This is a genomic window from Chryseobacterium sp. G0162 (genome assembly GCF_003815715.1).
Taxonomy (GTDB): Bacteria; Bacteroidota; Bacteroidia; order Flavobacteriales; family Weeksellaceae; genus Chryseobacterium.
In genome coordinates, this window is record NZ_CP033922.1 from 141,762 (window position 1) to 154,182 (window position 12,421).

17 protein-coding genes are annotated in these 12,421 nt (G+C 35.7%); 2 read left to right on the forward strand and 15 right to left on the reverse strand.

Annotation, left to right across the window (positions count from 1 at the left end; translation table 11 throughout):
* Positions 1-2 precede the first annotated feature (2 nt).
* The 10 genes from EG344_RS00730 to EG344_RS00770 all read right to left on the reverse strand — a co-directional run bounded on the left by EG344_RS00730 (position 3) and on the right by EG344_RS00770 (position 6,000).
* A complete protein-coding gene (locus EG344_RS00730) occupies positions 3-698 on the reverse strand; it encodes a DUF3164 family protein (protein ID WP_123907834.1) in 696 nt (231 codons plus the stop codon).
* A gap of 25 nt (positions 699-723) precedes the next feature.
* Positions 724-1,029, reverse strand: coding sequence for a hypothetical protein (locus EG344_RS00735; protein ID WP_123907835.1), 306 nt, complete (start codon positions 1,027-1,029; stop codon positions 724-726).
* A 126-nt stretch (positions 1,030-1,155) separates the two neighbouring features.
* Positions 1,156-1,425, reverse strand: coding sequence for a hypothetical protein (locus tag EG344_RS00740; protein ID WP_123907836.1), 270 nt, complete (start codon positions 1,423-1,425; stop codon positions 1,156-1,158).
* Between the two features lie 19 nt (positions 1,426-1,444).
* On the reverse strand, positions 1,445-1,648 hold the full coding sequence (locus EG344_RS00745; protein WP_123907837.1) for a hypothetical protein: 204 nt from the start codon (positions 1,646-1,648) through the stop codon (positions 1,445-1,447).
* Positions 1,649-1,653: 5 nt separating this feature from the next.
* Complete coding sequence (locus EG344_RS00750) at positions 1,654-2,025, reverse strand: hypothetical protein (protein WP_123907838.1); 372 nt, start codon at positions 2,023-2,025, stop codon at positions 1,654-1,656.
* A 13-nt stretch (positions 2,026-2,038) separates the two neighbouring features.
* Complete coding sequence (locus EG344_RS00755; RefSeq protein WP_123907839.1) at positions 2,039-2,665, reverse strand: ATP-binding protein; 627 nt, start codon at positions 2,663-2,665, stop codon at positions 2,039-2,041.
* Positions 2,665-3,543 (reverse strand): ATP-binding protein, encoded by an 879-nt coding sequence (locus EG344_RS00760; protein WP_123907840.1) that lies wholly within the window; start codon positions 3,541-3,543, stop codon positions 2,665-2,667. The genes EG344_RS00755 and EG344_RS00760 overlap by 1 nt, the downstream gene beginning before the upstream one ends.
* 14 nt (positions 3,544-3,557) lie before the next feature.
* A complete protein-coding gene (locus EG344_RS00765) occupies positions 3,558-5,627 on the reverse strand; it encodes a hypothetical protein (RefSeq protein WP_123907841.1) in 2,070 nt (689 codons plus the stop codon).
* A 2-nt stretch (positions 5,628-5,629) separates the two neighbouring features.
* Entirely contained in the window at positions 5,630-5,770 is a 141-nt protein-coding gene (locus EG344_RS23705) for a hypothetical protein (protein WP_164464367.1), read from the reverse strand.
* Positions 5,767-6,000 carry a hypothetical protein gene (locus EG344_RS00770; RefSeq protein ID WP_123842067.1) on the reverse strand — a complete coding sequence of 78 codons (234 nt, stop codon included), beginning with the start codon at positions 5,998-6,000 and terminating at the stop codon, positions 5,767-5,769. Before EG344_RS00770 ends, EG344_RS23705 begins: the two co-directional genes overlap by 4 nt.
* A 96-nt stretch (positions 6,001-6,096) precedes the next feature.
* Here EG344_RS00770 and EG344_RS00775 point away from each other — a divergent pair, with 96 nt between their 5' ends.
* On the forward strand, positions 6,097-6,495 hold the full coding sequence (locus EG344_RS00775) for a helix-turn-helix domain-containing protein (protein WP_123907842.1): 399 nt from the start codon (positions 6,097-6,099) through the stop codon (positions 6,493-6,495).
* A gap of 587 nt (positions 6,496-7,082) precedes the next feature.
* Here EG344_RS00775 and EG344_RS00780 read toward each other — a convergent pair.
* The 5 genes from EG344_RS00780 to EG344_RS00800 form a co-directional block, all read right to left on the reverse strand.
* Positions 7,083-8,258 carry an acetyl-CoA C-acyltransferase gene (locus EG344_RS00780; protein ID WP_123907843.1) on the reverse strand — a complete coding sequence of 392 codons (1,176 nt, stop codon included), beginning with the start codon at positions 8,256-8,258 and terminating at the stop codon, positions 7,083-7,085.
* A gap of 226 nt (positions 8,259-8,484) precedes the next feature.
* Complete coding sequence (locus EG344_RS00785; protein ID WP_123855659.1) at positions 8,485-8,985, reverse strand: endonuclease V; 501 nt, start codon at positions 8,983-8,985, stop codon at positions 8,485-8,487.
* Between the two features lie 60 nt (positions 8,986-9,045).
* Entirely contained in the window at positions 9,046-9,408 is a 363-nt protein-coding gene (locus EG344_RS00790; RefSeq protein WP_123855658.1) for a glyoxalase, read from the reverse strand.
* On the reverse strand, positions 9,405-9,854 hold the full coding sequence (locus EG344_RS00795) for a GNAT family N-acetyltransferase (protein WP_228412823.1): 450 nt from the start codon (positions 9,852-9,854) through the stop codon (positions 9,405-9,407). Before EG344_RS00795 ends, EG344_RS00790 begins: the two co-directional genes overlap by 4 nt.
* Before the next feature lie 145 nt (positions 9,855-9,999).
* On the reverse strand, positions 10,000-11,040 hold the full coding sequence (locus EG344_RS00800; protein WP_123907844.1) for a M28 family metallopeptidase: 1,041 nt from the start codon (positions 11,038-11,040) through the stop codon (positions 10,000-10,002).
* A 219-nt stretch (positions 11,041-11,259) separates the two neighbouring features.
* On the opposite strand from EG344_RS00800, the gene EG344_RS00805 reads away from it, so the two are divergent.
* A complete protein-coding gene (locus EG344_RS00805) occupies positions 11,260-12,399 on the forward strand; it encodes an aminotransferase class I/II-fold pyridoxal phosphate-dependent enzyme (protein WP_123907845.1) in 1,140 nt (379 codons plus the stop codon).
* The last annotated feature ends 22 nt before the right edge of the window (positions 12,400-12,421 follow it).

Below are 12,421 nucleotides of genomic sequence, written 5' to 3' on the forward strand. Positions count from 1 at the left end.
ACCTATGATTTTGGTAGTAAAAATGTTAGATCTGTATCTTTCGGAAGGTCCACACTTGTCATTGAAAGCGGGATGCTTCTTTCAATACCGGTTCCATCGGTGTAGTAGGCTTCAATAAACCACTTTGATAACTTTGGTTTGTATTCAGCCTGGATGATCTCTACACCTTTTTGAAAATCTGTTCCCGGAAAATCCTTGTCGGCGATCTGTTTAAGTTCTAAAACTTTTTTACTGTCAAGATCTCCTTTGCCATTTCGCTGTAACAACTTCATTACGGCTCCAAGTATTTTTTTTGAATTATCATCTTTACCCAAACTTTCCAGGAATTTATGAACCATTGCAATTCCGTATGAAGCGTTTTCGCCGTAGCCATCTGTAATCCTATAACCAAGTTTAATGCTTTCTTTTCCAACGGTGATCGTGTGGCTTTGCTGGTTGTTTTTAACGCCGATCGTTTCGATCTTCATTTTCAGATAGGTTTCAAAATCGCTGAAAACTTTGGCTTTGGCTTTTTCCAGGTTTTCGGATGCTTCGCGCAAAATCTGCATAGATCCGGGAAGGGTTTCTGCTGCGAGATCGTCCAGGGCTTTCAGATCGTTTGCCCGTTTTTCCTTTTCGGATATTGCAATCTGTTTTAAATCGTCAGCGATCTTTTTTCGTTGTTCCGGTGATAATGTTTTGATATCTATTGTTGTCATGATATTTTTTAAATTAAGTTTATTATTAAAATCTTCGGTGAAACGGTCTAATCAATGGCATATCAGGAAAGTGACCAGGCACAAAAACTGGATGTGTACGGTAATGACTTAATGAAGGTAGTTTTTCGATTTTTACTACCAATTCGCCATCTACAGTCGTTAAGTTTATATTAAACTTTTTAGGGTTAAATTCTGAAAGCAAGTGACGAAAATCAGTATCATTAATATTTCTGTCTCGTAAAGTGGCTTCAACATTGCCCCCGATATGTATTGTTACTTTTCTAAACAAACTAAGATCTTCTAATTTTCTAAGGATTTTTTGATTTTTCATAACGCGTTATTTTTTATAATTAATTGTTTTTGTTGGTTTTCCCGGAACTTAATTTCTTTGATAAGTTCGTCTGCTATTGTATCGTCGCTGCAACTTTCTAATTGCTCTTTAAGATCTGCGATGATATCATTCAGCTGTTGTTCCGTCGGTTGCTGGTTGTTCTGTAGATTCATTGGGAATATTTGCTAATTTTTCTTCTAAAACGTCTAAAAAAGCGTTCATCCTGTCTTCTGAACCATTCATATACTCCATAAAAAGTTCAGAAGTAGTTCTATCATGGGAATTTTTAACGGCAGTGATCTGATCTGTTGACCTTACAATAATAATTGCCGGAAGTTTAGCTGTACTAAGTTCATTCATGATGGCCATTAATCGGCCTTGTAGTTCTGTTGTCATGTTAAAATATTTGTTAAAATCAATTGTTTTTAATTTGGTTGTTTATCCTTTCTGATTCGGCAGCTTTCTTACCAGCTGCAAAGGCTTTGTTATACTCTTCTTTCAGAACAGAATCTATATAATCCTGTGCGCTTTTATGCGCTTTGATCATTTTAGATATAGTGTTTTCGCCTTCTATACTAATTTTTTTGATGATTTCATCAAGCATTTTTTCTCCTGTCATGATATTTAGTTTAAATGAAATTGTAGATCTCTGTTCTGCTTTGTGTCTTTCAGAATAGAAGCCGGATAATAGTTTTCCAGTTCGTTCCCGTACTCGCAAATAATACCGTGATAGATCTTTTGACTGTCAGGAATATTATTGGAAATATAACCGCCGTATTCTCTTACAAATTTGTTTTCAACCAGGATGCTCCATTGAGTTTTATAGTAGTTGAAAAGAGCGGCGCTATTTATCAGATCCCGATCTTTGTAGAAAAATTTATCGGCCATTACTTCACACCAGGTGACGAAAAATCTATGAATTAAGTTATCATATCCCCACTCATTGTAACCGATAGCGTTCATGGTAGGCTGTCTGTTTGCGTTATTTGTTGTCATATTGTGATTGTTTTTAATTAATAATATTGGATCCGTGCAGGATCATTGCTTTTTCCTGGTCTACTACGAATTGACCGCCCTTCGTACGGCCGCCAACCGTTGCTACCAATCCCTGAACCCGAACTATTCGATCTGCAAGCCTTTTGATCATTTTGGCGGTTGCTGTGTATGGTTCCCCACGGTCCTCATGAGCAATGAAAATGAAAAGTTTATCCGGGTTGTCCTTCATAAGGCTTTGTAAACCGCCATTTTTAAGCTCTTCTACATAAACCGTCACATTATCTATAAAAATGATCTTCGGTGCATATCTGCGTTTTAAATGAGCTTTAAGATCTTCCAGGGTTACATATCCATAGGCTTGGAAATTTTTGTTTTTTTCGTCCAAATTGGCCCGTTTACAAACATCCTGGAACGATAGTCCTAAACCCTCTTCGGCAGATATGTATAAAATCTTTTCAGACAGGCTTAAAAATTGAGCTAACAGAATAGAAAACCACGTTTTTCCGTTTTTCTCTTCACCGTAGATGATCCACATCTTTCCGTTTCGTTCCGGTTTTCCGAATATATCCAGCCAAATACCTGTAAGGACTAAAATTTTCAGGGTTCTATCTAAGATATTTTTAACTGTGTATGTTCTCATTAAGCGCTGATTTTAAGAAGAGTATCAAGATGCCTTAAAGTGGCTTCTTTTTTCATACATTGGTTTACAAGAGTTTCAACCGGCTGGGATCCTTTATGGTTTGCCGATGCTACTTGCGTTAATAACTCATATCTAAAGGCTTTTTTATCATCTACACCGTTCGGAGTAAGTTTGATAAATTCGTCAGAAAAACGGCTGAATATTTCGGCATAACCAACCTTTCTGCTGTTAATTCCTTTTTCAATTTTGGCACGAAGCCCGTCAGCTCCAACCATATACCAACCACAATAACCGTCCGTAGCGTTCCAAAGTTCCTTTAATTCCAAAAATGCGGGATATTCAAGGTCTCCGGCTTCGTCAACTACGATAACCGGCTGATGTAACAGGTTTAAATAATATTTCAGGTTTTCTTTTACATCTACATACTTGCCTTTATTATCCAAACCGATGGTTTTTGCCAGTAATCGGATAAATTGTTGTTTGGTTTTGGCCTGCGAACAGTCAATGTAAAAAGCATTTTTAAGCGTTTTAACGATGTTTTTTGAACAGAAAGTTTTCCCGATACCACAATCATCAACCAATATCATTGAGCGGCTGAATGCCTGGCAAAAACTAATACTTTGTTCAATTTCGTTATAAACCTGCGTTCTTACGATTTTCCAATCAATATCACGGATGTTGATATTTAATTGTCTGCCTATTTGAAGCCATTGGCTGTCAGAAATTATTTTTTCTATTTCACCTTTGTTCAATCGGCTGTAAACTGCACCGTTTATGTTATAAATTTTAGCGTATTGAGCATCCGTACCACCGAAGTTTTTACGGGCTTCTAATAATGCTTGTCTTACTTGTTGTTTATATGCTAAAGTTAATTCCATGAGATAAATTTTTATTATTTGAAAAATGCGTTTTGCCAGCTCACATTCGGCGTATGCGTTTTGAAATCCTCTTCCGGCGTTTCGATCGTTTCAACTTTTCCAGGTTCAGAAGGTGCAAAACGTTTGATGTTCATTCCAGGAACATAAAAACCGTTTTTTGGTTCCGGCTTCGGCTGTCGAATGATGTTGATATTCTGTAAGGACTTTTCTTGTCGTTTTATAAATCCTTCAACAGTTGCAACGTACATGCTTTGAATTTCTCGCGCTTTTTCGTCAGCTTCCGTGCGTTCAATAACCGCTCTATTATATTTCGGCATTTCCTGAACTTCGCAGATAAACCGGTTTTCGTAAAATGCAAGAGCTTTTAAAACATTTCCCTGGTTATCGTCAAGCCAATAAACGTCGATGTCTTTTCCTTCGATAATTTTCATCGTGTTGATCAGATCTTCACCTAAACTGATTTTACCATTATCTGCGATTGCTCGTGCTTTACCTTGTAGCTGTATATATCCTTTGTGACAGGATGTTTTTTGAGGATATCCTAAACTTGGTAAAATTGCTTTCCAGTTAGTTGGCTTCAATTCCGGGTGCTGCATTTCTAAAAAGTATTCCCATCTTGTTTTTGAAGGATCAACCGAATGCGGGGCATTGTTCCAGTCGTAGATATCAGTTATACACTCTTCGATAATTCTTTCATACGGTAACATTGGCACTTCTGCACTTCCTTTTTGGTTCGATTCGCTCAATGCGTGCGGTCTTGCCAGCCATCCTTCACGTTCTTTTTCAGATCCGTATCGTAGAGATCCGAAATACCTTTCAATTCTTTTACCTCTTGCGTTATTGGCCTCAATTCTTACATTTTGGAACATATAACCCTCTTGTAAAAATGACTTTGTAAAACTGCTGTTTAAAGCGCTTTCCGCTTCCAGTCCGTCAGGAATATTGATACCCCATTCTGTGTAATTGCGGACCATTTGTCTGTAAAAATCCAAGATGATCCCTTCTTTTGATTTACCATACACGAAAACGGTAAAACATTCACTACCAAGATCAATCCCGTTGTAAAACCAAACCCTGTTACCGGTTAAATCTTTGAAAGGTGGGTTTCTGTCGTCAATAGAAATTAAAGAACCTGCAAACTTTGGTCTTTCCAGTTGGTGATAAGGTTTGAAAGCATTCATATACTTTTGTCTGTCACCGGATCTCACTTTGTAAGTAGCTGCTTTGTTTTCCCATTTCGTCAAATAGTTTGTTACAGTACTTTCGGATAACTTTGGAAAGTCCTTTGGTGCATACTCTTCGCCTGTATCTTCGTTGTAAACCGTTACATATCCATTCAGGAAAGCTTCATAAGATCTATGGATCTCTGTGGCTGTCGGTTTGTGAGATTGTGTTTTGAACAAACCATTTAAAATCATTAACGTTTGATCGTCTACCTTTCTCGGATTTTGCTTTCTTTTCCCTTCAACATCTTTGATGATGGAAATAAAATTGAAAGGCCAATCGGTTCCATTAAAATTAAACGGTATTTCAAATTCATTTAAAGTCTCTTTAAACCTTGTCGGATGCGTAGGCAGGTTATGGGTTGGAAGTTCCTTTTTCTCTAAATAAGCATTAAAACTGTTGCTTTCTTCACATAAAAATGTGTTAATTCCTTTTAAAGACATACCAAGTTTAATCCTTTCGGTCTGATGCTTTTCTTTTAATCCCAAAACGCTAATCAAAATGGAAGCATTAGTAATATATCTTTGTTGTTCTTCGGGCTTCAAATACGAGCCGTCAGGGCGTTTAAAAGAGGCGTAAAATTCCACTGCAACTGATTCTGTTTTGTAGAAATACAATAGATTATGTTCTAACTTTCTCGGATCCCCTAAATAATCTTGGATATGTGTAGGAAGCGAATCAAAATCAATTATCAGTTCTTTATTTTTACCGCCCCCGCGTTGTAGGCTTTTTACACCATACGGTTTATTGCGGTTTCGGCTTACTTCTACAGATAAACACGCCTGATTTTTCCAGAATTTTGGAACCAATTCACCAACCAATACAGCGACTACGTTTGTATTATTCCAAAAATGTGGCATAGTCAAACTATTGAGTTATTAACTTCTTTTTTGGTGATCCAGGTAAACAGACCACCGAACAAATAATGTGTAGTTCGGATTTCTAAGGTTTTCCCATCAAGGGAATAGAACCAGTTTTTTGAAGTTTGATAAATTGATTTCATGACTGTTTGTTTTGAATGTTTAGAAATTTGGTAATAGTGTCCTGTACAACTTTGTTGATGTCGGCTTCTAATTTTTTATAATCCGACTTGATAAGATCCGGCGTAATACCGTCTACATTTCCTGATACAGATTGTCTTATATAGTATGAGGACAAACCGTATTTTAAAACCAAACCATCAATAGCATACTGATTGTATTTGGTCGGATTTTTTTTTGTTACTTTGTTCATTGCTTCGTTTGTTTTGAATTACGAAACAAAGAAAGGAAATATTTTCCTATTGTGAAACATTTTTAGGAACTATTTTCCATTTTTTAAATATTTACCATGACATTAGGACAAAGAATCAGAGAAGCCAGGGAGTTTAAAGGCTTTAAACAGAAGGATTTCGCAGTTATTTTAGAAATTGATCAAAGCCATTATAGCAAGATCGAACGTGATAAGGTTATGCCTACAATTTTGCAGATAACAGACATCAGCAAGAGACTTGATTGTTCTTTAGATTGGCTGATATTAGGTAAAGAAGTGCAGACAGAAAGCGTTTTGCATGATGTAGTTATCCAGGATGATTATAAAGACAGGTACGAACTTGCGATGGAAAATATTAAACTATTAAAGGAAAACAAAGCGTATATGGAAGCTGAAATAGAATCACTAAAAAGCAAAAACCGATCGTTTGAAAGACATAATATTAATGCTCCTGAATCTAAATCTAAACTGAAATAAGGTTCCTACACACATGTTTTTTATTTTATTATTCTATATAAAAATTGTAAATTACTGAAAATAAACCACTTAAATACTTATTTATTTTTAACCAATATTAAATTAAGCTATTTTTGAAGCCGTTTTAATGTTATTTTTTACCCTATTTTTTCATTTACTCGTTTTACACAATGTTTTTTTAGCTATAATTTGTTAATGCAAGTGTTAATCCAAACGTTAATCCAAAGGAATTTACTTCCTTTTTATTTAGGAATTTTATTCCTTTTTATTTTAGATAAACCATGACGATAATCTTTCATTTTCAAAGCACAAATAAGCCCCAAAAACGGCGTTTCAGGGCAATATAGTGTAGTATATATGTTATTTATGGAAGTATAATTTAAAACGAATTGAAAACCGGTTTAAATCGACTTTAAAAATTGTAGCAAAATGGTAGTAAACAGCAATAAATTTACATTTTGATTCAGCCTTTTTTTAGGGCTTTTTTTGGTCCAAATCCTTTATTTTAGGGCTTTTTCGGGCTTTTTTATAATGATATTATCTTTTACAATTAGTTTTAACCCCTATAATTGTATAAAATTATTTATTTAATTTAAATTTTCAATAAGAATTGCTGAAGCTCCACCGCCACCATTACAGATCGCTGCAATACCATACCGTCCACCTTTCTGCTGTAATACATTCACCAAAGTGGCCATAATTCGTGCTCCTGAGGCTCCGATTGGATGTCCCATTGCCACAGCTCCCCCATATACATTAACCTTATCCAAATCATATCCCAGAATCTGCTGATTGGATAAAATTACAGAAGAATAAGCTTCATTGATTTCAAAATAATCAATATCAGACAGGCTAAGTCCTGCACTTTTCAAAACTTTTTGAATGGCAACAGATGGAGAAGTGGTAAACCACTCCGGGGACTGAGCAGCATCAGCATACGCTATAATCTTAGCTAATGGCTTAAGATGATACCCTTGTACAGCCTCAGAGGAACCAAGTAATATTGCGGCTGCACCATCATTGAGATTGCTTGAATTGGCAGCCGTGAGCATCCCGTCATTTTCAAAAACAGGTTTCAACAAGGATATTTTCTCGGGAATCAGTTTATCAATATCTTCATCTCTTTCTACGATTGTAATTCCTTTCTTTCCTTCAATGGTGATGTTAAATAATTCCGCTTTGAATTTATTTCCTGATGCTGCTTCCTGGGCTCTTTTATAAGAGCTTAGCGCATAGTCATCCAGTTGTTGTCTTGTTAATCCGTATTTTTTCACTCCTAGCTCTGCCGCACTTCCCATATGAAAGTTATGATACACATCCCACAAACCGTCTTTAATAAGACCATCTGTAAGCGCTGTATCACCTAATTTATGCCCTTTCCGAAGGTAATTATAATGAGGCACATTGCTCATACTTTCCATTCCGCCTGTCATGACAAGACTTTCTAAACCGAGTTGGATCTGTTGTGCTCCGATGATGGCGGCCTTCATTCCTGAAGCACATACTTTATTTACGGTGGTAGCATCTTTATCTACCGGAATTTTCGAAAAAATGGCTGACTGTCTCGCCGGCGACTGTCCCACGCCTGCACTCAATACATTTCCCATATATATGCTGTCTATATTTTTTGGGGAAACTCCTACACTTTCATAAGTATGCTGTATAGCCATAGCTCCCAATTGTGGAGCTGTAAAACCAGATAAACTCCCCATAAAACCTCCGATAGGGGTTCTTTTTGCTGCAATGATAAATGCTTCTTTCATAGTGTTGTTTATTTTTTAAAAATACCAATCGGTATATTTTAGATTAAAAAAATCTCCTCTTATTTTTAAGCGAAAGGATATACAAATATATAAAAATATACCGATCAGTATATTAATCATCAGAAAAATTGATTGGCTTCAAACCTGTCATTCTGATTTTTAGAGATTTTTCAATGTTCTCAGAATGACAACAGCCTATTTTTAATATTTGAAATCACTCCATTTTTTATTCCCGGCTTAGCTGATCCAGCTTTTTCAGTAAGGTAGGAATCCTGTAAGGACCATGCATCTGTTCTACATCTTGCTTAACCTGATCTACATCTATTCCTTTCGCCGTCACAAAAAGGGGTGTTTTACTATCGCCACGAAGTACATTTCTTCTTTGGGAATCAGGTGTAGTAAATTCATTTTTGGCAATTCCGACAATCGGATGTTTTCCCTCTAATGCTTCATAAAGATGTCCTCCCAAACCTATTTTTCCTTCATTATCAAGGGTAACATAACCATCAACAATGATAATATCTTCTTCTTTTAGAACAATTTTATTCAATAAACTCAGAATGCACGGCAATTCTCTTTTGTAAAAAGCTCCGCTTTCATATTCTGAAGAGACAGGCGTTTGCTCTGTAAAAATCTCTACTTCCCTTTCGGATGTCCATTTTTCAAAGGCTATACATACGGTATTGGCATAGTCTTCATAGTAGTAAGTATCGAATGCGTAAATCATTTTTTCTTAAATTATACAGCCAAGATAGTTCTTTAGCAGCATTTATATTATTTTTCCTAATCAAAAGAACTCACCAAAATGCCATAAAATCCCTGATGGATCATGTACAAAACACTCTTTCCCCCAATCCATGGTTCTTATAGGGGTAAGTTTTACATTTTCATATGTATCTGTAAGTCCTAAAGTCAAAAGTTCTTTCCAGAATTCCTCTGTACTGGCAACCTCCATAAAGATCATGGTATTATCAACCCAATCTTTTGCATAATAATCCTGAAGATAGAACCCTATTTCTTCTCGTATAAAGAGTGATAACTTAGGTTCAAGGATCACTTCTTCAAATCCCAAATCTTTATAAAATTTTCGACTGGTCTCAAAGTTCTGCGCTCCGATAAAGGGTCTTATGGATTTCAATTGTGGTCTCATATTCTTTTATTTTTCCAGTTTTCGTAAGTCATTTCAAACTTGATCTCATTTTTCCCATGCATCCCAATCTCTCGCCAACCTAATTTTCTATAAAAATTTTCAGCTCTTGTCTGAGGCGAAGTTCCAAGCCAAACTTTGTCTTTTGTCTGTTCAAAATACCAGTCAAGCATTATGTTGTGAAGCTTTTTTCCAATTTTTTTGTTTTCAAAATCAGGATGTACAAATAATGCCCAGATGTTATTCTCTTTCAAATCAACAATCGAAAAGCCTACAACCTGCCCTTCTGCTTCGCCTACCCAGCCCTTTCCTCTTTCAGACATAAAGAGTTCACAATCTCTATCGGTAACCAAACCGGGATCTGATAAAGTATTTTCCTTCACTGAATTTCTTATGACCTGAATTTGTGGAATATCTTCTGATCTGGCTTCACGGATTAATATATTCATAAATAAATTGATTCTTGAATAGAACAAAGGTGCAAAAAACATGTTTACCAGATTAATTTAAAGAATAATATCTACCCTTAAAAATCTGAATACATGAATCTTGCACCTCCGGATATAAGTTATAATCCAATTAAATTCGTTATCCTTATTTATGATCTACCACAATTCTGTCTGCTCTGTTAGCAATATCCCATGCGGTAGTAAAAACAAGCTGGGTTCTTTTTTCCAATAACTTATAATCAATTTTGTCCGGTTTATCCGTTGGTTTGTGATAGTCTTCATGGATTCCATCAAAGAAAAAGGCTACCGGAACATTGTTTTTGGCAAAATTGTAGTGGTCTGAACGGTAATATAATTGCTGAGGATCATTAAGATCATCATATTTATAGTTCAGTTCCAAGTTATTGGTCTTTCTGTTAGCTTCTTCATTAATTACTTTAAGCTGGGAGCTCAACATATCCGAACCGATCACATATACATATTGTTTTCCTCTATTTTCTGGATCATCACGTCCAATCATATCAATGTTAAGGTCAACAACCGTATTAGCTAACGGGAAAACCGGATGATCTGTATAATATTCTGAACCAAACAAACCATGTTCTTCTCCGGTCACATGAAGAAACAAAATCGATCTTTTAGGACTATTCCCTGCTTTTTTAGCTTCCTGAAAAGCTTTAGCCATCTCCATTACAGCAACCGTTCCACTTCCGTCATCATCAGCTCCGTTATATACTACTCCATTTTTGGTTCCCACATGGTCATAATGGGCAGAAACCACTACAATTTCTTCTGGTTTTTCACTCCCTTCGATAAAAGCCAGGATATTTTCTGAGTCCGGAAGATTTCCACCTCCTCTTTTTTTCATAAAATCCGAAGGAACTTTCTGATAATAAGACCCTAGTGCTTTTGGAAAAGAGATTCCTAAATTTTTATAGTAATTAACAATATACTCTCCCGCTTTTTTCTGGCCTTTGCTTCCTGTATCCCTGCCTTCCATCTCGTCCGAAGCAATAACATAAAGGTTTTTCTTTAATTCATCTGCCTTAATCATCTTGTAGGCATTCGTAAACGCTTTATCTGATTTTTCAGAAACACGATGTGTAGATGTACCATCAGCAACCTGCGCCGTTCCGCAACTCGTCATCAAAGCAAGAGCCAATAACGGAATAAGTAGTTTTCTCATAAAGAATAAATTTCTTAAAAATAACAATTTTTATTGAATTTGAAACAACGAAAAAAGATCATATAGAGTTATCATCGGCTTTCAGGTGGACATAAGCCGTATTTAATTTCCCTTACTATATGAAATATTAAAAGAATAAACATCAACATTAACACATTTAAAAACATATACTTTATATAATATCAAATTTTTATTACTTTTGATTAAAATACAAAATAGATGAAAGAAATTAACGGATTTACTCATTATTCCTTTTTTACAGAAATGTCTGAACTGGCAGTAAGACATGGAAGCTATGATCTTTCGTTGGGGCTGCCTGATTTTGATATTGATGAACGTTTGAAATTCTTTTTAAGAGAGGCAGCAAATCTTGATACTCATCATTATGAACCTCTTGCCGGAAATCCGGTATTAATCGAAAGCATCATTCGTTTCAACAGTAAACGGAAAAACAGTATTTCTTTAAAAATAAATGAAATCACCATTATACCCTGTGCAACCTTTGCTTTATATACTGCACTTAAATCTATTTTAAATCAAGGAGATGAAGTTATTATTATCCAGCCTTCTTATTATACATATTCACCTTCCGTTGTGATGAATGGCGGGATTCCTGTTTATTATGACCTGGATCAAGATCTTACAATTAATTGGGATCAGTTCAAATCCTGCATTTCGGAAAAAACCAAAGCAATAATTATTAACTCGCCACAAAACCCCACCGGAAAAATATGGAAACAAAATGACTGGAAACAATTATATGAATTGATAAGCAACCGGGAAATTTATTTAATTTCAGAAGAAATTTACGATACTTACTGTTATGATGAAGCAGCGCATTACAGTTCATTTATCCATCCTGAACTTAGGAATAGGACATTCTGTATTTTTTCATTTGGGAAAATGTTTCATACTTCAGGATGGAAAGTAAGCTATATGCTTGCTTCTGAAGAATTGACCGCTTTATTCAGGAATCATCAGCAATATATTTCCTATAGTGCCAATGCACCTGCTCAATACGCCATCGCCAGGTACCTGGAAGTATTTGACCCTTCAGAAAACAAAACAATAATGCAGAAAAAACGGGATATTTTTAATCGATTGATTAAAGAAACGCCTTTGCAAATTGAACAAGAGGCTGAGGGTAGTGTTTTCCAGATTGTCAATTTCAGAAACGTTTCCAAAACGATGACAGATGTAGAGTTTTCAAAATGGCTTACCATCGATAAAAAGGTAGCCTGTCTCCCGCTTTCGGCCTTTTATAACTCCAAGCAGAATTCAGATTACATCCGGTTCAGTTTTGCTAAGAAAGACGAAGTGATTATTCAGGCATTGGAGCATCTTAGAAAAAATCTTTAATAATCACATAAGTAGTTTTTTA